20 protein-coding genes are annotated in these 23588 nt (G+C 68.9%); 11 read left to right on the forward strand and 9 right to left on the reverse strand.

Annotated features, from left to right (window positions below; genetic code table 11):
- Positions 1–4: 4 nt before the first annotated feature.
- Entirely contained in the window at positions 5–1321 is a 1317-nt protein-coding gene (locus ACIBG8_RS02490) for an ABC transporter substrate-binding protein (protein WP_397340679.1), read from the reverse strand.
- A gap of 137 nt (positions 1322–1458) precedes the next feature.
- Here ACIBG8_RS02490 and ACIBG8_RS02495 point away from each other — a divergent pair, with 137 nt between their 5' ends.
- Both ACIBG8_RS02495 and ACIBG8_RS02500 read left to right on the forward strand, forming a co-directional pair.
- The gene (locus ACIBG8_RS02495) at positions 1459–3453 is read left to right on the forward strand and encodes a DUF5107 domain-containing protein (RefSeq protein ID WP_397340680.1); all 1995 of its coding nucleotides are present in this window, start codon (positions 1459–1461) and stop codon (positions 3451–3453) included.
- Positions 3450–4961 (forward strand): family 16 glycosylhydrolase, encoded by a 1512-nt coding sequence (locus tag ACIBG8_RS02500; protein ID WP_397340681.1) that lies wholly within the window; start codon positions 3450–3452, stop codon positions 4959–4961. Before ACIBG8_RS02495 ends, ACIBG8_RS02500 begins: the two co-directional genes overlap by 4 nt.
- Before the next feature lie 578 nt (positions 4962–5539).
- On the opposite strand, the gene ACIBG8_RS02505 is transcribed toward ACIBG8_RS02500, so the two are convergent.
- The 3 genes from ACIBG8_RS02505 to ACIBG8_RS02515 form a co-directional block, all read right to left on the reverse strand.
- Positions 5540–5932, reverse strand: coding sequence for a hypothetical protein (locus tag ACIBG8_RS02505; protein WP_397340682.1), 393 nt, complete (start codon positions 5930–5932; stop codon positions 5540–5542).
- A gap of 100 nt (positions 5933–6032) precedes the next feature.
- Positions 6033–8327, reverse strand: a complete 2295-nt coding sequence (locus ACIBG8_RS02510) for a SpoIIE family protein phosphatase (protein ID WP_397340683.1) — start codon at positions 8325–8327, stop codon at positions 6033–6035.
- Positions 8328–8347: 20 nt separating this feature from the next.
- Entirely contained in the window at positions 8348–12553 is a 4206-nt protein-coding gene (locus ACIBG8_RS02515; protein WP_397340684.1) for a HAMP domain-containing protein, read from the reverse strand.
- A 113-nt stretch (positions 12554–12666) separates the two neighbouring features.
- Between ACIBG8_RS02515 and ACIBG8_RS02520 the strand changes: the two genes are divergently transcribed.
- The 4 genes from ACIBG8_RS02520 to ACIBG8_RS02535 all read left to right on the forward strand — a co-directional run bounded on the left by ACIBG8_RS02520 (position 12667) and on the right by ACIBG8_RS02535 (position 15446).
- Positions 12667–13815 carry a PP2C family protein-serine/threonine phosphatase gene (locus ACIBG8_RS02520; protein ID WP_397340685.1) on the forward strand — a complete coding sequence of 383 codons (1149 nt, stop codon included), beginning with the start codon at positions 12667–12669 and terminating at the stop codon, positions 13813–13815.
- Between the two features lie 19 nt (positions 13816–13834).
- On the forward strand, positions 13835–14350 hold the full coding sequence (locus ACIBG8_RS02525) for a MarR family winged helix-turn-helix transcriptional regulator (RefSeq protein ID WP_397340686.1): 516 nt from the start codon (positions 13835–13837) through the stop codon (positions 14348–14350).
- Positions 14351–14454: 104 nt separating this feature from the next.
- Positions 14455–14793, forward strand: a complete 339-nt coding sequence (locus ACIBG8_RS02530; RefSeq protein WP_397340687.1) for a hypothetical protein — start codon at positions 14455–14457, stop codon at positions 14791–14793.
- Positions 14794–14894: 101 nt separating this feature from the next.
- Positions 14895–15446 (forward strand): methylated-DNA--[protein]-cysteine S-methyltransferase, encoded by a 552-nt coding sequence (locus ACIBG8_RS02535; RefSeq protein ID WP_397340688.1) that lies wholly within the window; start codon positions 14895–14897, stop codon positions 15444–15446.
- 11 nt (positions 15447–15457) lie between these two features.
- On the opposite strand, the gene ACIBG8_RS02540 is transcribed toward ACIBG8_RS02535, so the two are convergent.
- Positions 15458–16621, reverse strand: coding sequence for an alpha/beta hydrolase (locus tag ACIBG8_RS02540; protein WP_397340689.1), 1164 nt, complete (start codon positions 16619–16621; stop codon positions 15458–15460).
- 162 nt (positions 16622–16783) lie between these two features.
- On the opposite strand from ACIBG8_RS02540, the gene ACIBG8_RS02545 reads away from it, so the two are divergent.
- Complete coding sequence (locus tag ACIBG8_RS02545) at positions 16784–18013, forward strand: helix-turn-helix domain-containing protein (protein ID WP_397340690.1); 1230 nt, start codon at positions 16784–16786, stop codon at positions 18011–18013.
- Between the two features lie 47 nt (positions 18014–18060).
- Here ACIBG8_RS02545 and ACIBG8_RS02550 read toward each other — a convergent pair whose 3' ends face one another.
- From ACIBG8_RS02550 to ACIBG8_RS02560, 3 genes are all read right to left on the reverse strand, one after another.
- Positions 18061–18837, reverse strand: coding sequence for an alpha/beta fold hydrolase (locus ACIBG8_RS02550; protein WP_397340691.1), 777 nt, complete (start codon positions 18835–18837; stop codon positions 18061–18063).
- A gap of 10 nt (positions 18838–18847) precedes the next feature.
- Positions 18848–19216 (reverse strand): DUF1801 domain-containing protein, encoded by a 369-nt coding sequence (locus ACIBG8_RS02555; protein WP_397340692.1) that lies wholly within the window; start codon positions 19214–19216, stop codon positions 18848–18850.
- An 82-nt stretch (positions 19217–19298) separates the two neighbouring features.
- Entirely contained in the window at positions 19299–19844 is a 546-nt protein-coding gene (locus ACIBG8_RS02560; protein ID WP_397340693.1) for a dihydrofolate reductase family protein, read from the reverse strand.
- Between the two features lie 156 nt (positions 19845–20000).
- Between ACIBG8_RS02560 and ACIBG8_RS02565 the strand changes: the two genes are divergently transcribed.
- The 4 genes from ACIBG8_RS02565 to ACIBG8_RS02580 all read left to right on the forward strand — a co-directional run bounded on the left by ACIBG8_RS02565 (position 20001) and on the right by ACIBG8_RS02580 (position 22634).
- Positions 20001–20633 carry a hypothetical protein gene (locus tag ACIBG8_RS02565; RefSeq protein WP_397340694.1) on the forward strand — a complete coding sequence of 211 codons (633 nt, stop codon included), beginning with the start codon at positions 20001–20003 and terminating at the stop codon, positions 20631–20633.
- Between the two features lie 126 nt (positions 20634–20759).
- Positions 20760–21968, forward strand: coding sequence for a serine hydrolase domain-containing protein (locus ACIBG8_RS02570; RefSeq protein WP_397340695.1), 1209 nt, complete (start codon positions 20760–20762; stop codon positions 21966–21968).
- A 55-nt stretch (positions 21969–22023) separates the two neighbouring features.
- Positions 22024–22257: a hypothetical protein gene (locus tag ACIBG8_RS02575; RefSeq protein WP_397340696.1), complete on the forward strand. Its 234-nt coding sequence runs from the start codon at positions 22024–22026 to the stop codon at positions 22255–22257.
- Positions 22254–22634, forward strand: a complete 381-nt coding sequence (locus tag ACIBG8_RS02580) for a CocE/NonD family hydrolase (protein ID WP_397340697.1) — start codon at positions 22254–22256, stop codon at positions 22632–22634. The genes ACIBG8_RS02575 and ACIBG8_RS02580 overlap by 4 nt, the downstream gene beginning before the upstream one ends.
- Positions 22635–22641: 7 nt before the next feature.
- Here the strand turns inward: ACIBG8_RS02580 and ACIBG8_RS02585 are convergent, their stop codons facing one another.
- The gene (locus ACIBG8_RS02585) at positions 22642–23553 is read right to left on the reverse strand and encodes a LysR family transcriptional regulator (RefSeq protein ID WP_397340698.1); all 912 of its coding nucleotides are present in this window, start codon (positions 23551–23553) and stop codon (positions 22642–22644) included.
- Positions 23554–23588 lie beyond the last annotated feature (35 nt).

Raw genomic sequence — 23588 nt, forward strand, 5'->3', positions numbered from 1 at the left:
GTCCTCAGTCCTGCTGGTCCCAGTACTTCTTGGACTCCCCGGCGAGCTTGGCCACGAAGTCCTCGGCCGTCTGCTTGCCGACGCTCTTGAAGAACGCGCCGAAGACCGGGTCGATGACCTTGGCCTCGTAGTCGGCCGGGGCGTTGCGCTCCAGGTCACCCAGGCGCGGCATGACCTTCGGGTCGGTGGCCAGGAGCTTGGTGACATCGGCCATCAGCGCCGGAGGCGTCACGTCGGTGCGCGGCGTGAGCGTCTTGGCGGTGTCGGACAGCTGCTGCATCCACTGCTTGCCGTACAGGAAGGCCAGGAACTTCTTGGCGCCGTCCTTGTCCTTGGCCGCCTCGGGGATCACCCAGGAGGTGGTGTCGGCCTCGACGATGCCGTCGCCGGGTCCGCCCACGTTCGGGAACGGGACGAAGCGCATCGTGAAGCCGTCAGGGCGGACCTTGTCGGTCTCCTTGGGCATCCAGGAGAAGTTGAGCGCGTAGACGCCCTTGCCCTTGGCCCAGGCGTTCTGCCCGGCGGGGAAGGTGGTGCCCTCGTAGCCCGGCTGGAAGCCGCCCGCCTTGACCAGGTCGAGCAGTTGCTGGGCGGCCTTATTGTATCCCTCGCCCAGCCAGGTCTGGCCGGTCCTGTCCTTGGCGGCGGCCGCGATGCCCTCCTGGCCGACGTTGCGGGTCACCAGGTCGGCGAACCAGAAGAAGTTGTAGCCGGCCACGCTGCCGTCCTGCTGGAACGGCGCGACGCCGGCCTTGGCCAGCACCGGCACCTGGGCCATCAGCTCGTCCCAGGTCGTCGGCGCGGTCAGGTTGCGGCTGGTCAGCTGCTTGTCGTCGAACCACAGACCCTGCACGACATATTCGTACGGCAGGGCGTAGGCCTTGCCTTCTGCGGCGTTGAGCGCCTTGAGCCCGCTGGGGATGACCTCCGCCACGGTCTTGTCCTCGCCGGAGACCTTCATCGCGTACAGGTCGTCGAGCGGCTCCAGCTTGAACTGCTTCAGCCGGGCCGTACCGCCCTCGATGAGGTCGGGCGCGTCCCCGGCCTTGATCTGGTTGAGGATCTTCGCGTCGTTGTTGCGCCCGGCGTAGGTGGCCTTGACGGTGATCGTCGGGTTGGCCTTCTGGAAGGCCTCGATGGCGGCGTTGAACACCTGCGCCTCGGGGTCCTGCGGATTCCACTGCGACAGGTACTCCACTGTCTGCGGCGCGGGCTCGCCGGCCTTGGCCGGAGCGGGCGGCTCGGAAGTCCCACAGGCGGTGAGGCCCAGAGCCAGGGCGGCGACCGTGGTGAGGCCCGCAGGCCGTGAAAGGGAGTGCACTGTCTGCTCCGTGGGGTTTGGGGGTGAATTGCTGTGGATTCTTGTCGTGAAGAACTTGTCTAGTCAAGAGATCGCAGGTTAAATCCTGCCTATACCGCCAATGCTTTGAGCAGTTTCTTGCACCTGGAGTTCCCTGCATGGAATCGTCGCTACGCCTTGATCGCCTGCTGGTCCCCGCCGCGCCGCTCGGTCAGGACAACCCCTTGCCACCGCTGTTTCGCGACAGCGAGATCAACACGGGGCTGGACTTCGGCTGCGCGGTGGAGGAGCTGGCAGCCCGGAGCTGCTACGGGCAGGTCGAGCAGGCGCTGCCGTACCCGGTCCAGGACGGCTACTCCAGAGACCGGCAGCCGACCGAGCTGGCGGTGGCCGTACTGGAGAACGAGATGCTGAAGGCGACGTTCCTGCTGGAGTACGGCGGGCGGCTGTGGTCACTGATCCACAAGCCGACCGGCAGGGAGTTGCTGCTGCGCAACCCCGTCTTCCAGCCGGCCAACCTGGCCACACGCAACGCCTGGTTCTCCGGTGGCGTCGAGTGGAACATCGGCGTGATCGGTCACTCGCCGCTGACCTGCTCACCCATGCACGCCGCCCGGGTGACCACGCCGGACGGCGTGCCTGTGCTGCGGATGTACGAGTGGGAGCGCATCCGCCAGGTGCCCTTCCAGATCGACGCCTACCTGCCGCCCGGCTCACCGGTGCTGTTCGTGCACGTGCGCATCCGCAACCCGCACCGCCGGATGACGCCGATGTACTGGTGGTCCAACATCGCGGTCCCCGAGACGGACGACCTGCGGGTCCTGGCTCCGGCCGACGCCGCCTGGGAGATCGGTTACGACCGCAAGGTCACCTACGTCACCACGCCCATCTCGGGCGGCGTCGACCGCAGCTACGCCACCCGCAGCGAGCTGGCCGCCGACTACTTCTTCGACACCAACGCCGCCCGGCGCAAATGGATCGCCGCGCTCGACGGCCAGGGGCGCGGGCTGGTGCAGGCCTCCACCGGACGCCTGCGCGGACGCAAGCTCTTCTTCTGGGGCAGCGGACCGGGCGGGCGGCGCTGGCAGGAGTTCCTGTCCGAGCCGGGCCATCCCTACATCGAGATCCAGGCGGGGCTGGCCGACACCCAGCTGGAATACGTGCCAATGCCGCCGGGCGGCTCCTGGTCCTGGGTGGAAGCCTACGGGCTGCTCGAGGCCGACCCCGCGCTGGTGCACGGGACCTCGTGGAACGACGCCCGCATGGCGGCCGAGCAGGCGCTGGAGGAGTTGCTTCCCCAGCCCGACCTGGACGCCTCGCTGGAGTGGTGCGCCTCCTGGGCGGACCTGCCGCCCGAGGAGATGCTGCACCGCGGCTCCGGCTGGGGAGCTCTGGACCGCCACCTGCGCGGCGACGCGGATGACCCCGCCACCCCCTTCCCCGACGACACCCTCGGCGCTGCGCAGCAACCCTGGCTCCACCTGCTGAACACCGGCAGGTTCCCCCGCCTCGACCCCGCAGAACCGCCGGTCGGCTTCATGATCCAGGAGGAGTGGCTGGCGCTCCTGGACGGGTTACCGTCCTTCGTGAACTGGGCCGCCCAGCTCCACCTCGGCGTCCTGCGCTTCGCCGCCGGGGACCGACGCGCCGCCCGCCAGTGCTGGGAACGCTCGGTCACGTTGCAGCGCAACGCCTGGGCCATCCGTAACCTGGCCGCTCTCGACCTGCTCGAAGGCGACCTGCGCGGGGCGTGCCGCCGCTACCTGTCGGCCGTCCGCCTGGCCCCGCAGTGCCGCCCGCTGGTCGTGGAGGCCGCGACCGCGTTGCTGGCAGGCGACCGCCCCAAGGACTGCCGCCGCATACTCAACGCCCTGCCCGCCGACCTTCGCACGCACGGGCGGATACGGCTGCTGCAGGCCCAGGCCGCCCTCGCGCTGCGCGAGCTCGACACGGTGGCCTCGATTCTTGAGCAGGACTTCGACGTCGAGGACCTGCGCGAGGGCGACACCAGCCTCAACCGGCTGTGGCTCGACCTGCACACCCTGCGCGCCGCCAAGGCGGAAGGCGTGCCGGCCGACGACGTGCTGCGCGAGCGGATCGCCAAGGAACACCCCGTCCCGCACCACTACGACTTCAGGATGGCGAGCGAATGAAACGTCTCTTACCCCTGCTTCTCCTGGCGGGCCTTCTTTGGGCGCCTTCGACGGCGGCAGCCGCCGACACCGTGCTGATCGACGACGAGTTCAACGGGCCGCTGGACACCAGCGTGTGGACCGCCAACGACTCCGGTCAGTGGTTCTGGGACTACCTCACCAGGCAGACAGCGGAAGGTTCCGTCGCCCACCCCGGCGAGGTGACGGTCAGCGGCGGCGAGCTGCACCTGGGCCTGTCCAAGACCTCCTACCTCAACCACACCTACCGGGCCGGATACGTTTCCACCTACGGCAAGGTCAGCCTGCTGTACGGCAAGGTCGAGGCGACCATGAAGGTCTCCGGCGGGGCCGGGATGTGGCCGGCGTTCTGGATGCTGCCCACGGCGTTCACCGAGGCGGACATGGCCAACAGCACCGTCCTGCCCGAGATCGACATCTTCGAGATCCTCGGCAGCCAGCAGTCCAAGACCGACTGGATGACGCTGCACAACGAGAACTCCGCAGACAAGACCAGCTGCACGTTCAACACCGTCGACCTGTCGCAGGCCTATCACACCTACGCCATCGACTGGCAGCCAGGCAGGCTCACCTGGCTCGTCGACGGCGTGCAGCGGTGCACCACCACCAAGGCGGTGCCGAGCGAGCCGATGTGGCTCATCATCAACAACAGCGCGGGCGGGTGCGCGAGCTGGGGCGGCTGCATCCAGCCCGGCACGACGCTGCCCACCTCGGTCGACGTCAAGAACGTCAAGGTCACGCAGGGTGTGTCGGCTCCTGACCCCACGGTCAACGACTCATCCTCGGCGATCACCTACTCAGGGACGTGGCGCACCAGCACAGCTCGCGGATATGGCGACTACGGCGATGACGTGCACTACAGCAGCGTCAACGGCGACTCAGCGTCCTACACCTTCACCGGGACCGGCATCGACTACATCGGTGAGAAGAACACCGATATCGGTGAAGCCGACGTCTACCTGGACGGTGTCTTCAAGCAGACCGTGAACGGCTCCGCTGCGAGTCGTCAGGTTCAACAGGCTCTCTACAGCGTCACTGGGCTGCCCGCGGGCTCCCACACGATCAAGGTGGTCAAGAAGAGCGGCACCTACCTCGTCATCGACGCCTTCCGGCCGACGACAACGGCCGTCACCGCGAATGACACTTCCGCGGCGATCACTTATGCCGGGACGTGGCGGACGAGTACGGCCCGGGGTTATGGCGACTACGGCGATGACGTGCACTACAGCAGCGTCAACGGCGACTCGGCCTCCTTCACCTTCACCGGGACGGGCGTCGACTACATCGGTGAGAAGTACACCGATATCGGTGAAGCCGACGTCTACCTGGACGGTGTCTTCAAGCAGACCGTGAACGGCTCCGCTGCGAGTCGTCAGGTTCAACAGGCCCTGTACAGCGTCACTGGGCTGCCCGCGGGCTCCCACACGATCAAGGTGGTCAAGAAGAGCGGCACCTACCTCGTCATCGACGCCTTCACGCCAAGAACCTGACTCGCCCGGCAGGACGATCGGCGGCTCCCCGCGCAGAGCAGTGGTACGTCCAGCCTGACCGACCGACATCACCACAGTGAGGCAGGACCGGGGTTGATAGGGAGAGCGCAGGGCAGATGCTGACGGGGTATCCGCATCCGGTACCGCTCCAGTTGCAGGCGCCGATGGGCGAACGTGTGGTGGTGGACAGCGAGACACATAAGCCCCTCACGGTGGAGCGCTGGCCACCGCAGGTGCCGTGCCGCCGTGGAGATCGGGACCGAGCCGATGACGTCGGTGGGGTAGTAGACGCGGGCGACCATCTGCGCGGCCACAGCATTTCGCGGCAGATCAGGATGGTACGGCCGTGCCACCAGGCCGAGGCTGCGGCCGTGCTCATCCCACTGTCGGTGGATGCAGATCGTGGCAGCGTCGATGTCGCTTCTCTCCGCCCGCCGTAACGGGGAACAGATGCGGAGCCGTCGCCTGGATCCTGCTGGTGATCAGCAGGCTTGCCAGCCTCAGGCGAACGCCGCGATAGCCGAACCGCCCTTGGCTCTAGTAACCAAGCCCGGCGTCCTAAGATCATCTCGCCTACGCTACAGCTGTTCATGATCGGTGATCACCCTCAGGGTGAGAGGACGATACTCGTCATTCGCTGGCTCAACGCGGTGGCCTGCCGAGAGCAAGATCACCCGCAGCGCCTGTTCCATCGCCTCATTGATCACACGATGGTGGCGTATCGCCGGACTCTGGAGGTCGCCGCTGAGCACGGGCTGCCGGATCTGTTCCAGCAACGCCGGGCCTACGACCCAAGAGACGAAAACCCCTCCGCCGGGATCGTTACCCGGGTCCACCTCCACGTTGACTCCTGTCGCTGAGTCATGATCAAGCGATGCGAAACCCGCCGCGTCAAGATCTTCCCGTAGCCGGACAGCGAGCCGGTTCCAGGCGGCGAAGGTGGCCTCGTCCACTCGATCAAGGTGCGACACGTCCCTGAACGTAGCTGTTGGGACCGACCGTCCGCACCGCGCCGGTCTCGTGATCGTGGCTATGCACCAGAGCCGCAGCAGGTTAGCTTCGGCTCATTACTCAGAGCACCTCGACCCCGATGAGGCACGTGTCGTCGTCGGTGTCGGAGCTGCTGTGGGTCAGGAGCCGGTCGAGGCTGTGTTCCAAACTGCTGTCCAACCGCCTCAACGTCGCAAGCAGGTGCTCCTGCGACCGCTCCAGAGAAACATCCCGCCGTTCGATCAGGCCGTCCGTGTACAGGAACAGCGTGTCACCCCGTTCCAGCTGCACGGCCCCCTCCTCGTAGTCCGCCTCCGCGATCGCCCCGAGCATGATTCCGCCGATCATCGGCAACTCCGCCGCCCCAGAACCGCGCACCAGCACCGGCGGCAGGTGGCCGGCCCTGGCCCAGCGCAGGACGCGGGTGTCGGGGTCGTACAGGGCGCAGATGGCAGTCGCGGTGACGCGTTCCGTCAGGTGGTGGGTGACCAGGTTGAGCCACCCCATGAGCTGCGCCGGCCCCGCCCCGGTCGCGGCGAGCCCGCGCAGGGCGTTGCGCAGGACGACCATCCCGGTGGCCGCTTCGATCCCGTGCCCTGCGACGTCGCCGACCGACAGCAGGATCTTCTTGGACGGGAGCACCACCGTGTCATACCAGTCGCCCCCGACCAGGTGGCCCTCCTCGGCAGGCCGGTAGCGGACGGCGATGCTGAGGCCGAGCGCCTCCACCGGGCCCTGGGCAGGCGGCATGATGGCGTGCTGGAGCTGCAGCGTGAGCCGGTTGCGCTCGACCGCCTGCTGCTCGGAGTGGGCGAGCTGGTCGCGGGTGGCGGCCAGCGCCACCTCGGTCCAGTGCTGCGCGGAGATGTCCTGGTAGGCCCCTCGTACGGCGAGCAGCCGGTCGTCGGCGTCGAAGATCGGCTCGGCGACGACGCGCAGGTGCCGGGTGCTGCCGTCGGGACGCCGCAGCCGGAAGGTGGTGGAGCCGGGCAGCCGATGGTGGAGCACGGTGCGCAGGAAGCGGCCGATGGCGGTGGCGTCGTCGGGGTGCGCGCGCTCGCGCAGGAGCTCCAATGCGATCGGCCGTTCCGTCGGCTCCAGACCGTGCAGCTCGTAGAGCTGGCTGTTCCAGATGACCTCGCCGGTCTGGGCGTCCTCCTCGAACCCGCCGATCCGGCCGAGCCGCTGGGCGTGCTGCAGCAGGCTGGCCAGGCGCAGCGACTCATCGGGCACGCGCCAGATCAGCAGCACGCAGTCGCCGTGCCGGGTGATGCTCACGTCGGCCACGCTGGTCAGCGGCACGTGGTCGATCACCGCGGTGATCGTCATCCGCTCGGTGCGGAACGCCTCGCCCGTGGCGTGGACACGTTCGACCTTCTCGAACAGGCCGTGCTCCTCGGCAGCCGTCGGATAGGCCTCCAGCAGCAGGGCTCCGGCGACCACGGTCCTGGGCCGCCCGACGGGGTCGGCGAAGCGCTCGTTGATGTGATGGATGCGGAAGTCGGCCAGGAGCCCGTCGGCGTTCAGCTCGGGGCGCAGCACCAGGGCGGGATCGGGGAGCGCGTCGGCCAGCTCGACCAGCTCGATCAGCTCGGTCGTGGTGGACGGCGTGGCCGCGCAGTCCTCCAGCGTGTGCGCGCACAGCTCGGCCAGCGCCTCGACCTGGCGGTGGATCGGCGCGGGCTGCGCTTGCAGCGGGTGCGGCCAGCTGATCTCCAGGACGCCGAGGATGCGGCCGCCGGTGCCGGCGGGCACCACCACCCGGCCGGAGGGGACGGCCTGGCGATGACCGATGGACGGCAGGCCGGACTCCGCGAGATCGGCGAACCACACCGTTCTCCGTTCCATGAGCGCCCGCCGGGCGGGCGTGGCCACGCCCGGTGGCACGTAACGCCACCTCCTGGCCTCCTCGGTGCTGTGACCGGCGAAGCCGACCAGGGAGAGCGAGGCGTCCTGCCCGGCCGACCACAGCGCGACGGCGGTGGCGCCGAGCGGGGTCAGCGCGTGCTCCAGCAGCGACTCGGCCACCCGCTGGCTGTCGCGTGCGCCCAGCACGCCGCTCTCCGCCTCGCGTAGCTGCACCGCCGCCGCATGGCGATCCTCGGCGAGCAGCTCGCGGGCCACCTCGGCCACCCGGTCCTGCGCGGCCTGGTTGATCAGGTCGGCGGCCAGCTCCAGCTGGGAAAGCCCGGCGAGGTCGGCGAGCGTGGCGAGCTGCTGCGCTGCCTCGGTGGGGCCGCAGTGCAGCCGTTCCACCAGGATGCCCTTGGCCAGCTCGATCAGCGCCCGCCCTTCTGCCGCCTGCTGCGCGCGGGCGAGCCGGTCGCGGAGCCGCTCGATCGTGGCCGCCATCCTGCCGATGGTGGTGGTAGGCACGTATCCAGACATGTCAGCGGCTAGACCGTGAGCCAGCGCTGGATGAGCCCCAGCAGATGATCGGCGTCCACGGGTTTGGTGACGTAGTCGCTCGCCCCCGACGCCAGGCTCTTCTCCTGGTCTCCCGGCATCGCCTTGGCGGTGACCGCGATGACCGGGAGGTCGGCGTACTCCGGCATCGCCCTGATCGCCGCGGTCGCGGTGTAGCCGTCCATCTCCGGCATCATCACGTCCATCAGCACGATGTCGATCTCGGGGTGGGACGTCAGCGTGTCGATGCCCTTGCGCCCGTCCTCGGCGTGCAGGACCCGCATGCCGTGAATCTCCAGGATGCTGGTCAGCGCGAACAGGTTCCGCGTGTCGTCGTCGACCACCAGCACGCAACGGCCGGCGAGCGTGCCGTTCTTCTCGCGGGCGGCGGGTTCGCTCACCTTCTCGGTGCGGACCAGCGGCAGGACGTCGCTGGGCTGCTCGGCCGTCAGGTGCAGGGCGACGCGCTCGCGCAGCTCGTCCAGGCTCGACAGCAGCTCCAGGGGCTGGGAGTCGGCCCGCGCCTGCAACTGCTGCTCCTGTGCCGGATCCATCCGCCAGTTGCTGTAGGCCAGCACGGGCACCCCGCGCAGGGCAGGGTCCCCGTCGATGGCCTCCAGCAGGGCGAAGGTCGCCTTGGCCGGCATGTCGAGGTCGAGCACGATGCAATGGCAGGGCTCTGCGGCCAGCGAGGCGGCGGCCTCCTCCGCGCCTGCGGCGGTCGCGACCTCCACCGGGCCGCTGCCGACGTCACGGTGGGCCAGGTCGGCGAGGACGCTTTCCGCCACCACCGACAGCAGGCCACGCGAGCGTGTCTCCACCACCAGCAGTCGCCGGTGCGGGGGGAACACGGCGGCCGAGCCGAGCGCGTACGGTGCCACAGGCTCGACCGCCGAGGCGGTGAAGTCGGGCCTGGCGACCGGTAGGTACAACGTGAACGTGCTGCCGCTGCCCGCCGTACTCTCCGCTGTGATCGCGCCGCCGAGCAGGTAGGCGATCTCCCTGCTGATGGACAGGCCCAGGCCGGTTCCACCGTACTTGCGGCTGGTCGTGCCGTCCGCCTGCTGGAAGGCGCCGAAGATGGCCTCCAGCTGCTGCTCGGCGATGCCGATGCCGGTGTCGATGACGCGGAAGGCGACGGCTGAGCCGTACGGCCTGACCGTGGCGGGAAGCTGCGACCGGGAGACCGGTTCGATGCGCAGCTCGACACTGCCGCTCTCGGTGAACTTGACCGCGTTCGACAGCAGGTTGCGCAGCACCTGGCGCAGCCGGGAGTCGTCGGTGAGCAGCTCCTCCGGTACGCCGGGGGCCGTCGTGATGCGCAACTCCAGGCTCTTGTCCGTGGTCATCGGCCGGAAGGTGGCCTCGACGTAGTCGAACAGCTGCCGCAGCGACACCCGCTCGGGACTGATGTCCATCTTGCCCGCCTCCACCTTGGACAGGTCGAGGATGTCATTGATCAGCTGCAGCAGGTCCCATCCGGCCGAGTGGATCACCCCGGCGTACTCGACCTGCTTGGCGGTCAGGTTGCGGGTCGGGTTCTGGGCCAGCAGCTGCGCGAGGATGAGCAGCGAGTTCAGCGGCGTCCGCAGCTCGTGGCTCATGTTGGCCAGGAACTCGCTCTTGTACTTCGACGCCAGCGACAACTGCTGGGCGCGGGCCTCCAGCTCCTGCCTGGCCTGCTCGATCTCCAGGTTCTTCGTCTCGATGTCCTGGTTCTGCGAGGCGAGCAGCGCCGCCTTCTCCTCCAGCTCGGCGTTGGAGCGCCGCAGCTCCTCCTGCTGGTTCTGCAGCTCCTCCGAGCGGGCCTGGAGCTCGGCGGTCAGCCGCTGCGACTCGACCAGCAGCTCGTCGGTGCGGGCGTTGGCGACGATGGTGTTGACGTTGACGCCGATCGTCTCCATCAGCTGGTCGAGGAACGCGCGGTGCACCGGGGTGAACGCGTACAGCGAGGCCAGCTCGATCACGCCGAGCACCTGCTCCTCCACCACGATGGGCAGGACGATGAGCGAGGTGGGCACGGTCTCGCCGAGGCCCGAGGAGATCCTGACGTAGCCGGCCGGGACGTCGTCCATCTCGATCGTGCGACGGGTACGAGCGGCCTGCCCGACCAGCGACTCGCCCATCCCGAACCGGGTGACGGCCGCACCGGCCGGATAGCCGTAGGCGCTGATGAGCTGCAACCCGTCGTCGTCGGCCAGGAAGAACGCGCCGTACTGGGCCGTCACCAGCGGCGCGAGCTCGTTCATCACCAGCTCGGCCACCGTGGCCAGGTCGCGATGCCCCTGCATGAGACCCGACATCCTGGCCAGGTTCGACTTGAGCCAGTCCTGGTTCTGGTTGGCCCTCGTGGTCTCGCGCAGTGACTTCACCATCGAGTTGATGTTGTCCTTGAGCTCGGACACTTCGCCGGAGGCGTCGACCGTGATGGAGCGGGTCAGATCGCCCGAGGTGACGGCGCTGGTCACCTCGGCGATGGCGCGCACCTGGCGGGTCAGGTTGCCCGCCAGCTCGTTGACGTTCTCCGTGAGCCGCTTCCAGGTGCCGGACACGCCCTCGACCTCGGCCTGGCCGCCGAGCCTTCCCTCGCTGCCGACCTCGCGGGCCACCCTGGTGACCTCGGCGGCGAAGGACGACAGCTGGTCGACCATCGTGTTGATCGTGGTCTTCAGCTCCAGGATCTCGCCGCGGGCGTCCACGTCGATCTTCCTGGTGAGGTCGCCCCTGGCCACGGCCGTGGTGACCTGCGCGATACCGCGCACCTGGTTGGTCAGGTTGTCGGCCATGGAGTTGACGTTGTCGGTGAGGTCCTTCCAGGTGCCCGCGACGTTGGACACGCGGGCCTGGCCGCCGAGCTGGCCCTCGGTGCCGACCTCGCGGGCGACCCTGGTCACCTCGTCGGCGAACGCGCCGAGCGTGCCGACCATCGTGTTGATCGTCTGTGCGAGCGCGGCCACCTCGCCCTTGGCCTCGACGACGATCTTCTGGGACAGGTCGCCCACGGCCACGGCGGTCGCCACCTGGGCGATGCTGCGCACCTGGTTGGTCAGGTTGGAGGCCATGAAGTTGACGTTGTCGGTCAGGTCCTTCCAGGTGCCGGACACGCCACGGACCGTGGCCTGGCCGCCGAGCTGGCCTTCGGTGCCGACCTCGCGGGCCACCCTGGTCACCTCGTCGGCGAAGGCCGAGAGCTGGTCGACCATCGTGTTGATGGTCTCCTTGAGCTCGAGGATCTCGCCGCGGGCGTCCACCCTGATCTTCTGCGTCAGGTCGCCCTTCGCGACGGCGGTGGTGACCTCGGCGATGCTGCGCACCTGCGCCGTGAGGTTGTCGGCCATGACGTTCACCGACTCGGTCAGCGCCTTCCACGTGCCGGAGACGCCCTTGACGTCGGCCTGGCCGCCCAGCCGTCCTTCCGTGCCGACCTCGCGGGCGACCCTGGTCACCTCGTCGGCGAACGACGACAGCTGGTCGACCATCGTGTTCAGGGTGTTCTTCAGCTCCAGGATCTCGCCGCGCGCCGATACGGTGATCTTCTGGCTGAGGTCGCCGCGCGCCACCGCGGTCGCCACCTGGGAGATGTTCCTGACCTGGGCGGTGAGGTTGCCCGCCATGTAGTTCACCGAGTCGGTCAGGTCCCGCCAGGTGCCCGCGACGCCCTTGACGTCGGCCTGGCCGCCGAGCTGGCCCTCGGTGCCGACCTCGCGGGCGACTCGGGTCACCTCGTCGGCGAACGACGACAGCTGGTCGACCATCGTGTTGACCGTGTTCTTCAGCTCCAGGATCTCGCCGCGAGCGTCAACGGTGATCTTCTGGCTGAGGTCGCCCTTGGCCACTGCCGTGGTCACCTCGGCGATGCTGCGCACCTGGCCCGTGAGGTTGCCCGCCATCGCGTTGACGGATTCCGTGAGGTCCTTCCACGTGCCGGAGACCCCGGGGACGTCGGCCTGGCCGCCCAGCCGTCCCTCGGTGCCCACCTCCCTGGCCACCCTGGTCACTTCCGAGGTGAACAGCGAGAGCTGGTCGACCATGCCGTTGAAGACCTGGGCGATCTCCCCGAGCAGGCCGTCGGCCTCGCCGGGCAGCCGGGTGCCGAAGTCACCGTCCCTGACGGCGGTCAGCCCGGCCAGCAGTTGGCGCAGTTCGAGCTCACCGGCATCTCCGACCCGTCGCGTGTTCGACCGGCTGCTCGTCACCTGTGGCTCCGTTCCTGGCTATTGTTGTCATACGACAAATATGTTGGCACGGAGGCTAGCGCACGTGCGTGCGGCCGGACTAATTGCCTTCCATCGGGGAACGGGCTGTGGCCATGACAAACGACCTGAACGCGGTCCACCGGGCGATGCGAGCCGCTACGCCGTACTCGCTGGCGGAAACGCTTCGTGACGCGCTCATCGCCCACACCGCTGCTCAGGGCGTGGACCTTCTGCTCGCCGACTACGCGCTGGTCGCGCTCCGGCCCGTGCTGGACCCGCCACCCGCGGAGATCCGCATCGACGCCAGCACAGCGGGCCGCGCGTTCACTTCACGGCAGGCGCAGTGGGAGGAGGCCGAAGGCACCCTTCATGTTCCCGTCGCGGCGTACGGCGAGCGGTACGGCGTGCTCAGCGTTCGCCTGCCCGCCCCGCCCACGGTCGACGAGGTTCGCGAATTCCAGGACGTGGCCTGCGCCCTGGTGCAGGTCCTGCGCGGCGCCGACCGCCTGACCGACCGCTACCAGCGGGCCCGGCGGCTGACCCGGTTGACGCTGGCCGCGGAGGCACAGTGGGAGCTGCTGCCAGGATCCGGCCATCAGAGCGGCAGCTACCGGGTCGCCGGACAGCTGGAGCCGGCCTACGCCGTCTACGGTGACAACTTCGACTGGAGCTGCGCACCGGACTCGGTGGACCTCTCGATCACCAACGGCATGGGCGAGGGCATGCGCGCCGCACTGCTCACCACGCTGGCCGTGACCGCGGTGCGCAACGCCCGCCGCTCTGGGGCGAACCTGGAAGAGCAGGCGGGCCTCGCCGACGAGGCGATCTACGCGCAGTACGGCGGGCGCGAACACGTGTCGACCCTGCTGCTCCGCTTCGACGCCGTCACCGGTGTCCTGTCCGTCGTCGAGGCAGGCTCACCCCGCATGATGCGCCTGCGCGGCACCGACGTCGAGACCATCGAACTGGACCAGCAACTCCCGCTCGGCATGTTCGGCAGCACCACCTACGCCGAGCAGTCCGTCACCCTTCAACCAGGAGACCGGCTGGTCATCGTGAGCGACGGGATCTACGGGGCGCGATCCACCGCAGGCGTGGAGTTCAGCCAGGTGGCCCTGGGCGCGGCCGTCAGATCCACCCGGCTGCAACCGGCCGACGAAGCGGTGCGGTCGATGGTTCGTGGCATGCTGGATTTCCGTAAAGGGGTGGACGTCGTCGACGACGCGGTCGTGGTGTGCCTGGACTGGACCGCCCTTTCGTAAAAGGATCTTGGATTGCCGCATGAATGACCACCAGCAGCTCGGTCACCTCGAACCCGCGACCGGCGCGACCGTCGAGAGCGCCGCCGCCGCCCTGATCGCGGTCTGGGCGCATTCCAGGCATTCAGCGGCGGCCGCGATCTCCTCCATCCAGCTCCAGGCGCTCCTCAGCATCGAGTCCCACCAGCACGTCAACCTCGCCAGGCTCGGCGAGGCGCTGGGCGCGCAGCCGTCCTCCGCGAGCCGCCTGTGCGACCGGCTGGAAGCCACCGGATGGGTGCGCCGCTCGGCCGCCCACGATGATCGGCGGGAGATCACCATCCACCTCACCGCCTCGGGCAAGGCGCTGCTCGAGGAGTTGCGCGGGCAGCGCCGCGACGATCTCGCCCAGGTGATCGACGAGATGCCGCCCACTGCCCGTGCGGCCCTGCTCCGGGGGTTGCGCGCGTTCACGTTGGCCGCGGATCGGGTCACCGAGCAGCGCTCCCACGAGGCTGACGAGAGCTGGACGACCATCGCGGGCCGCCTTCTCGCCTGACAGCTGGAATCGGTGATCCGTGGCCGGTTGGTGTGCGAACCATCTACATCGTCCGGCCGGGGACGGCTCACCATCAACCAGCGTCCACGCGATGAGGAGATCAGATGCGCCGACGAACCCTAGCCGCCCTCGTGCTGCTGGCCGGAGGACTGTTCACCGGAGCCCCTTCCGCCTTCGCCAGCAGTACGGCCGGCCTCTCGTACTTCGACTGCGACACCGGCGCCGCGCTGGTCGTCTGCTCCGCGGCGGTCGACGGGACGCCGCCGTTCAGCATCAGGTGGACGGTCAACGGAGCACCGCAGCCCTTCTTCAACGACTCCGCCGTCCTGCGGGTCGGCTGCGTCGTGGGCCGCCCCTTCGACGTCCAGATCGCCGTCGTCGACGCGGCCGGCACCAGTGCCACGGGCCGGGAGAGAGGCGTGTGCAGGAGGATCCAGGAATAGCCATATCGCTCTAGAGGCTGGATGTACGCCAGTCTGGCGTACATCCAGCCCTTCACGCGTTGCCATCCCGCGGCGGTGATCGTCGTAGGATATGTGGCGACATGATGTGGTTCACCGTCGAAACGCCCCTGCCCACGGGGCCGATGAGGGTCGCCGTGACCGACGAGGGTGTGGCGGCGGCCGCCTACAGCTCGGACATGGCCGCCGAGTTCCCCTCCGGCGTGGAGATCACCCGCCCCGCTGACGACCGCCGGGCCGTACGGGTGCTGGAATGCCTGAACGGCTACTTCCGCGGCCACCTCCGCAAGGTGGACCTCCCCGTCGACTGGCGGCTCACCTCCGACGTCCAGCGGAAGGTCCTGCGGACGTTGTGGCGCGAGGTCGGCTTCGGTCAGACCATCACGTACGGAGAACTCGCCACGCGCAGTGGCGCGTTCCCCGAGGATGCGGATCAGCATGCCTTCGCGGCCAAGGCGGTGGGCTCGATCATGGCGTCCAATCCGGTGTCGCTCCTGGTGCCGTGCCACCGGGTGGTGGCCGCGTCAGGGGTGGGGGGATTCGGCGGCGGGGCCTTAGGTATGGAGACCAAGCGGTGGCTGCTGACGCTCGAAGGCTCCCTGGCGCCCACCCTCGACTGGACAGGGCCACTCTGAGGCGAGATCCGCTAGGGCTGGCTGACCCTGCTGCGCGATCTCACCCAGGCGGTGAAACCCTCGATCGCGTCGATGACCGCTTCGAAGCGGATCGAGTGGTACAGGTCGAAGGCGTGGTTGCCGCCGCGCAACTCGGCGTAGACGACGGGGGAGGACGAGGTCCGGCGGAGGCGGTCGGCGAAATGCCGGGCGTCGGCGACGGGCACCTGCGGGTCCAGGTCGCCGTGGGCGATGAGGAACGGCGGTGCGTCCGGCGTCAGGTGGGTCAGCGGCTCGGAGTCCGGGCCGTGGCCGAAGTAGTCGCCGTACCAGCCGTTCAGGTAGATGGCGCCGGTCACGGAGGTGTCCACGTCCTCGAAGCCCGGTTGGAAGGCGGGGTTGTTGGGGGTGAGGGCGGCCAGAGCCGCTATGTGCCCGCCCGCTGAGCTGCCCGCGACGAACAGGGTCGACGGGTCGGCGCCGTACTCGTGGGCGTGCTCGCGCACCCAGGCGATGATCTTCTTGAGGTCGATCACGTGGTCGGGGTGCTGGGCGTGGGGGCGGAGGCGGTAGTTGGCGCTGATGGTCACCCAGCCCCGGCTGGCGAGGTGGTAGAGCAGGGGGAGTGACTGGCTGTTCTTGTGGCCGCCGGTGTAGCCGCCGCCGTGCAGGTGGATCAGCACGGGCGCGCCGGACGGGCTTGAGCGGTGGTGGTAGAGGTCGAGCAGGTTGTGGCGGCCGGCCTGGCCGTACGAGAGGTTGGCCACGCGCCGGACGTCCCAGCGACGCTTGAGGATGGGCAGGAACAGGATGCGGGCCCATGGGGGACGGCGGCGCAGCCTCTGGGCGTCGATGGCGTCGCGCCAGTCGGCGCCCAGCCCCTCCGCCATGGCGCGCTCGATCCTGGGCCGCTCGCCCAGCGCGCGGCGGGCGATGACCGCGAGCCCGACTGTGGTCACGGCGGCCAGGGCGACGACCGCCCAGCCGCCGGCCGACTGGATGTCACCGTCGGTGATCGCCAGCGTCGTCGGCAGGAGCAGCAGGTAGAAGAAGGCCGCGAAGGGCAGCTCGTTGGCGGCCAGGCCGAAGTAGTAGCTCACGCGGCCGAGCGGGTGGGTGAAGAACGGCAGCGGCCGTAACGCGAACAGGGTGCCGATGGCGACGATTGCCACGGTGAACAGATAGCCGACTGGCATGGAAACCTCCGGATGGGGTTCGTCTTGCCAAGAAATCTAGAGATGGCAATCCAGTTTGGCAATAGCTTGCCAAGCATCAGCCGTACCCACGGTATGATTTGGCAAGCAGTTGCCATTCGGCGTAGACTCGGGCTCCACCCGCCCACTCCTGGGAGCGCGCACGTGCTGGAACAGCCCTCCTTCGGCCTACGGCTCCGCCAGCTGCGTACCGATCGCGGCCTGTCGCAGTCAGCCCTCGCCGGTGACGGCATGTCGACCGGCTACCTGTCGCGGCTGGAATCCGGTGCGCGGCAACCCACGGACCGAGCCGTGACCTACCTCGCCGACCGGCTCGGCATCAGCCCGGCCGAGTTCGCCGAGCCCGCCACCGCCTCGCTGGCCCAGAGCCTCACCCTGGCCGCCTCCCTCGACGTCGACGCCACCGGCGAGCTGCTGGCCGAGGCCGTCAAGGTCACCAACGAGCACGATCCGCTCCTGCGATGGCAGGCGCTGTGGCGCATCGCCGAGTGGCGCCGCCGTCACCTGGACTATGCCGAGGAGCTCGTCCATCTTCGCGAGCTGGTCGAGCTCAGCGAGCAGATCCGCATGCCCGAGCTGAATGTGCGGGCGCTGGCCCAGCTCGCCCGCTGCCTGCGGTCGCTGGGTGACATCCCCGCCGCCCTGGAAGCGGCCACGGCCGCGCACCGGCAGGCCGTACAGGCAGGATTGTCCACGCACGCCAGGGCGAGTGCCCTGCTGGCGCTGGTCTCAGCCGAAAGCGAGGCAGGCCGGATGCATGACGCCCGAGCGCACGCCGACGAGCTGACCGCGCTGGTCGCCGGCCGTACCGACACTCTGTGGGCCGAGGCGATATGGACCGGTGCCGCGGTCCTGTTCGCCCAGGGCGACATCGAGCGCGCCGGCGCCATGCTAGACGAGGCGCTGGAGCGCTTCGACGGGCGGGAGAACCTCGACCTGTGGCTACGGCTGCGCACCGCTGCCGCCGCCCTGCATCTGGGCACGTCGCCGCCCGACCTCGACCGCGCCCTGGCCTGCGTGCAGGCCGTCGAACCCGCCCTCCCCTTCGCGGGCACGCCCGCGCTGGAGCAGGCGGTGATGTCCCTGCGCGCGCAGATCGCCTTCCAGCGGGGGGACCTGGAACAGGCCAGGCAGCTGCTCGACCGGCTCGATGCGGCCGAGCTGCGGATGAGCCATCGGGGTCAGGCCCGGCTGGAGATCCTGCGCCACCAGCTCCTCATCGCCGACGGGCGGGACAAGGAGGGGCTGGCCGGGCTGAAGGCTCTGGCGCAGCAGGCGCAGGAGGAGGCGAACATCGACCTCGCCGCCGAGATCTGGCGCCTCACCGCCGAGTCCCTGGCTCAGTCCCACGAACGTACCCAGGTTGATCCCTGACCTCGACCGTCCCGCCTGATCTTCCGCTCGGGCGGGACGGTCCCGGACTAGGCGAAGTACTCGGCAAGCACCGGGGCGATGGCCGCCGGTTGGACGTCGTGGGTCTGCCCGGTGAGGACCCTGAGGGCGGCGTCCGGGAGTGTCTCGGCGAGCACCTTGGCCCCCTGGGTCATCCATGGCATCGTGCCGCCCTCGAGGACGAGTGTCGGCACGGTGAGCTCGGACAGTCCCTCGGGCATGGAGAAGTCGCCGGTGATGATCGAGTCGTAGACCAGGGTGTGCGCGATGCGTTCCATGCCGGGCCACATGGGCATGTCGTGCATGGGAGTGACGAACTCGGCCGGCATGCCGACCGCGTCGATCATGAACGAGTCGAGCATGTCGCCGCGGCGGCCCTCGGCCAGGAGTTGCTCCAGGTTCTGCCGGTAGTCGGCGCGGACCGGTGGGCGGGTGCCCTCGAGAATGAACGGTGCTTCCCATACGGCGAGCCGGGCGATGTCGGCGCCCCACAGGGCGGCTTTGAGTGCGAGGATTCCGCCGCCGGAAGACCCGTAGACCCCGGCGTTTCCGCCCGCCGCCGTGATGAGCGCCTGGAGGTCCTCGTACTCGCGCTCGGGTGCGTAGGGCGGGGTGTCGCCGCTGTCTCCCCGGCCGCGGCGGTCGTAGTTGAAGACCGTGAAGTCCTTGGCGAGGAGCTCGGCGATCCCGGCCAGGGCCCAGCGGTCGGTCGGTCCTGCGGCCATCATGATGATCGCGGGGCCGCTTCCGGAGCGGTCGTAGGCGATCTCGGTGCCGTCCCTGGAGACGACGGTGTGCAGACTCATATGTGATTCCTTAGGTTGGTTGGTTTTCGAGGGCTCGGGCCTGGTGCAGCCAGTCCGAGAACAGGTCGGGGTCGATGTCGGCGGGGGAGCGCAGCTTGACCCCGGCCATGCCCCGGCCTCCCGCGTCGAGACGACCGGACGGATCGGATAGCGACTGGCCCTTCCAGAAGCCGAAGGTCACGTAGGAGGCGTAGGCCTTGACGTAGCAGATCGGGGATTGGCCGGGCTTGTCGCCCGCGCTCCACACCGGGTGCCCCTGGTAGAGGGCGCCGGCTCCCGGGAGGGCGGCCTCGATGATCGGCAGGAGTTCGTCGGTGATCTGCTGCTGGGTCTCGGGCAGGGCGTTGAGGTAGTCCTGTAGGGAGGAGAACTTGGCCATGGGTGTCAGTTCCTGCCTGTGATCAGCCGGATGGTCGACGCGGGACAGTACGGCTCGGCCGCGCTGCCCGCCGGGAACCGGGTCATGCGGGTTGGTAGCTCAGATCCAGTACGCCGGTGGTGAAGGTGACCGAGCGGGTGAGCGCGAGCGGCACCTGTCCGACTCCCTCGGCGAACAGCCGCTGCCCGGAACCCAGCACGATCGGGTGCACCAGCAGCCGCAGCTCGTCGATGAGCCCTGCCTGCAGCAGCTCGCGAACCACGCTGATGCTGCCGGAGATGACGATCTTTCCGCCCGGCTGCTGCTTAAGCTGCTTGAGCGCGGTGGTGAGGTCGCCGTCGACGACGGTCGAGTTGTTCCAGCCGGCCTTCTCCAGGGTGGTGGAGGCGACCAGCTTGCTCATGCCGTTCAGCTGGTCGGCCAGCTCATCCTCCAGATCCGGCCAGACCGCGGCGAAGGATTCGTAGGTCGCCCGCCCCAGGAGCAGGGTGTCCGCTTCGGCGTACATGTCGGCGACGGCCGCTTCCAGCTCGTCGTTCAGGTAGGGGAAATGCCACGTCTCCGGCGCCTCCACCACACCGTCCAGCGAGATGAACAGTCCCGCCACGATCTCGCGGGTTTCGGTCATGCGAGCACTCCTTAGCTGGTCACCGGTAGGTGCTTCTACGATCCAGCGCCGGGGCGGGGTTCATCAACGCATGATCGCGCCACGAGCGTTTAGCCGCGCTCAATGAGGGGGCTCCGCTTCGCGCGGGATCGGACATTTACGGAGAGGGTTGGAACGGTGAGTGACGAGCTGGCGGAGCGTCTGCGGCAGGTGCGGGAGGCGCCCGGGCGTAGTCTGCGCGAGCTCGAGCGCGCCATCCACGTGAGCAGCTCCTCGCTGTCCGCGGAGAGCCACGCGGTGATGCGCGCGCGGACCGGTCACACCCTGCTCCAGCTCGGCCGGTTCGCTCAGGCGCGCGACGCCGCCACAGAGGCGGTCGAGGCGGCACGGGACATCGGCGACCGGCATCTGGAGGCGATCGGGCTGCGCGTGCTCGGCGCCGTGGCGCTCGGCGAAGGTGACGCCGCAGGTGCAATGGACCTTTTCAGAACGGCGCTGGCCCACGCCAGGGCGACGGGTTATCGGATGGCGGAGGCGCTGAGCCTGACCGACGTCGCGGAGGCCGCACGCGCTCAGGGCAGGGGTGAGCGGCCTCGGGCCATACCGATCCTCATCCCGTACGGCGAGACCTGCCTGGTGGCCGGCGATCGCGACGAGGCCATCCGCCGCCTGCATGAGGCCCTCGATCTGGCCACCGCACTCGGCCTTCGCCACTGGAGGTCCGAAGCACTCCGCCTGCTCGGCACCGCGGATCCCGAGGTGTGCGTCCCACCTGGGACACATCTGGGACAGCTGAGCGTCTCCGTATAACCGCACGTCAGCGGCCTGCCGGAGGGCTGCGTAACGCGGTGGGAGGCACGTCGCGCGAGCACGGACGGCGGCATCGGTGCCAGTCTCGGCGACGGAATCGAACACTGTTGAGCAAGGAGATCGACCATGGGACAGAACTTCTCCACGGCGAAGCTGCGTGAGGTGCTGGCGCGACACGTGGAGTCCGGGCACGTTCCCGGACTCGTGGCCTTGGTTGGCTGGGGCGGCCGGACACATGTCGAGGCGCTGGGAACGATGCGGCACGACGGTGGCGCGCCGATGCGCCGGGACACGATCTTCCGGATGGCCTCCACCACCAAGCCCGTCGCGATGGCGGCGGCGATGGTCCTGCTGGACGAGTGCCGCCTGCGCCTGGACGACGTGGTCGACGCGTGGCTGCCCGAGCTGGCCAACAGGCAGGTGCTCAAGCGCATCGACAGCGAGCTCGACGACACCGTGCCGTCACGACGCCCGATCACCGTGCGTGACCTGCTGACCTCCACCTTCGGGCTCGGCATGGACATGACGGCCATGGGCACGCCGATCCTGGGCGCGATCTTCGAGAACGGGCTCACCCCCGACCTGCCGGTGCCGATGCCCGGACCTGACGAGTGGATCCGCCGCCTGGGCACGCTCCCGCTGATGTACCAGCCGGGTGAGGTGTGGCAGTACCAGATCAGCCACGACGTTCTCAGCGTGCTGGTGGCCAGGGTCACCGGCCAGTCGTTCGAGTCGTTCCTCTGCGAGCGCATCCTCGAGCCGCTGGGCATGGAGGACACCGGCTTCCACGTGCCTGCCGGCCAGCTCGACCGCCTGCCGACCCTGTACGCCCCCGACGCGCAGACGGGGGAGTTCCACGTCTGGGACGAGGCCGAGGGTGGGCGCTGGAGCAGCCCTCCGGCATTCCAGGGCAGCGGTGGTGGGCTGGTCTCCACCGCCGACGACTACAACGCCTACTTCCAGATGCTGCTCAACGACGGGACGCACAACGGCCGGCGCATCCTGTCGCGGCCTGCCGTACAGCTCATGACCACCAACCGTCTCACCCCCGAGCAGCAGGCCGCCCGCCACGCCATGGCCGTCAACAACGTCCACCTCTCCTACGGCCAGGGCCAGCACGGCGGCTGGGGCTTCGGCATGGCGGTGCGCACCCATCGCGGCGACTACGCGCCGATCGGCCAGTTCGGCTGGGACGGCGGCGCCGGCACCTCCACCTACGCCGACCCGGCCAACCAGCTCGTCGGGATCCTGCTCACCCAGGTCGGCATGTCGGCACCGAACTCGGCCCGTCTCATTCACGACTTCTGGACCACCCTCTTCCAGGCCATCGACTAACCGAGCGCCTCGACGTGCTCCACAAGATCGCCGCAAGAGCCTGGAAGAGGTATACGTGTCAAACGCACGCCGGCGAGGGCTGCTCGCCGCAGTCCCGCTCGCGACCGTACTCGTGATCGCCACCGCTCCTGCCGCGTCCGACGTCTCCGGCGGGCTCACCCAGCCGGTCTTCTCCTACGCCATCCGCGAGCACGTCCAGGTGGAGTCGCCGGTCGACAGTAACGGCGACGGCAAGAAGGACCTGGTCCGGGTGGACATCATCCGGCCGAAGGAGTCCGGCGCCGGATGAAGGTCCCGGTGATCATGCACGAGAGCCCGTACTTCGACAAGCCCGGCGTCGGCTTCGAGCTCGACCACAAGCAGTACGGCGCTGACGGGAACCTGACGAAGTTCCCGCTGTTCTACGACAACTACTTCGTGCCACGCGGATACGCGTACGTCTCCGTCGACATGATCGGCACCAGGTTGTCCGATGGTTGCCCGACCTCCGGCGGCAAGTCCGACGTGCTGGGCGGCAAGGCGGTCATCGACTGGCTGAACGGCCGCGCCACCGCCATCGACGACAAGGGCCCTCCCGTCAAAGCCTCCTGGACCACCGGGCGCACCGGGATGATCGGCGGGCTCGCCATCGGCGTCGTCGTCTCCGGCGCAGCCCCTCGCCCGTGACCTGAGCTCACCTTCGTCCGCTCCGGCGCGCGGGCGGGTGGATCTCGCGGATGATCTGGATGAACGTCCGGACGCGCGCGTTGTCCTCGCCCGCCCGCCACAGCAGCCCGTACTCGATGGGCGGGGCGTCGCTGAAGGGCACGAAGGTCACCCCTGGCCTGGGGTAGTAGCGGGCACCTCGGGCGGCGACGACCGAGACGCCCTTGCCGACGCTGATGTGGGAGAGGACCTCCTGCCAGTAGGTGATGGGGGGCCCGTGCGGGATGGCCCGGCCCGACGGCGTCGCCCGCGGGTAGTGGTAGTCGAGCCAGTAGTCGGGGATGTTTCCCGTCATCGCCAGCAGGACGGTGTCGGCGAGGTCCTCCAGCGAGACCGTCTCACGCGCGGCGTAGGGATGCTCGTCCGACACCATGAGCGCGCGAGGCTCGGAGAAGACGACGGGCCCGACGGCGATGTCGGGCTCGTCGATGGGGAACTCGGTGAGCTGGAGGTCGATCCTGCCGCTGCGCAGCGGCCCGAGCGGGTCGCCGAGCGGCACCTCCTGGATGTGGACCTCGCAGTCGGGGTGGCGGACCCGGAAGAGGTCGGCCGCCTTGACGACGAGGTCGCCCGACCACAGGGCGGAGAAGCCGACACCCAGGGAGCCGGTGATGCCGCGGGCGGCACTGACGGCCTGCTCCAGCCCGGCGCCGATCTGCTGGTAGGCGGGGAGCAGGGTGTCGCGCAGTTGCTGTCCGAGAGCGGTGAGGCGGACCTCACGGCTGGTGCGTTCGAAGAGGGGCGCCCCGACCTGGCGCTCGAGCTTCTTGATGGTCTGGCTGATCCGGCCGGTGGTCAGGTGCAGGCGTTCTGCCGTGTGCCCGAAATGCAGTTCCTCGGCGAGGGTGAGGAAGGCTTCCAGCTCAAGTCGTTCTAGCACGTGTCCCTCCGTTGAGCCCTGCTAAAAGATCGTGC

This window comes from Nonomuraea sp. NPDC050556, assembly GCF_044457355.1.
Classification (GTDB): Bacteria; Actinomycetota; Actinomycetes; order Streptosporangiales; family Streptosporangiaceae; genus Nonomuraea.

What these genes read in the sequence shown, in the direction of transcription:
- ACIBG8_RS02495 (WP_397340680.1), top strand. Translation starts at nt 1,459, where the DNA reads ATGGAATCGTCGCTACGCCTTGATCGCCTGCTGGTCCCCGCCGCGCCG.
- ACIBG8_RS02500 (WP_397340681.1), top strand. Translation starts at nt 3,450, where the DNA reads ATGAAACGTCTCTTACCCCTGCTTCTCCTGGCGGGCCTTCTTTGGGCG.
- ACIBG8_RS02520 (WP_397340685.1), top strand. Translation starts at nt 12,667, where the DNA reads ATGACAAACGACCTGAACGCGGTCCACCGGGCGATGCGAGCCGCTACG.
- ACIBG8_RS02525 (WP_397340686.1), top strand. Translation starts at nt 13,835, where the DNA reads ATGAATGACCACCAGCAGCTCGGTCACCTCGAACCCGCGACCGGCGCG.
- ACIBG8_RS02530 (WP_397340687.1), top strand. Translation starts at nt 14,455, where the DNA reads ATGCGCCGACGAACCCTAGCCGCCCTCGTGCTGCTGGCCGGAGGACTG.
- ACIBG8_RS02535 (WP_397340688.1), top strand. Translation starts at nt 14,895, where the DNA reads ATGATGTGGTTCACCGTCGAAACGCCCCTGCCCACGGGGCCGATGAGG.
- ACIBG8_RS02540 (WP_397340689.1), bottom strand. Translation starts at nt 16,621, where the DNA reads ATGCCAGTCGGCTATCTGTTCACCGTGGCAATCGTCGCCATCGGCACC.
- ACIBG8_RS02550 (WP_397340691.1), bottom strand. Translation starts at nt 18,837, where the DNA reads ATGAGTCTGCACACCGTCGTCTCCAGGGACGGCACCGAGATCGCCTAC.
- ACIBG8_RS02555 (WP_397340692.1), bottom strand. Translation starts at nt 19,216, where the DNA reads ATGGCCAAGTTCTCCTCCCTACAGGACTACCTCAACGCCCTGCCCGAG.
- ACIBG8_RS02560 (WP_397340693.1), bottom strand. Translation starts at nt 19,844, where the DNA reads ATGACCGAAACCCGCGAGATCGTGGCGGGACTGTTCATCTCGCTGGAC.
- ACIBG8_RS02570 (WP_397340695.1), top strand. Translation starts at nt 20,760, where the DNA reads ATGGGACAGAACTTCTCCACGGCGAAGCTGCGTGAGGTGCTGGCGCGA.
- ACIBG8_RS02580 (WP_397340697.1), top strand. Translation starts at nt 22,254, where the DNA reads ATGAAGGTCCCGGTGATCATGCACGAGAGCCCGTACTTCGACAAGCCC.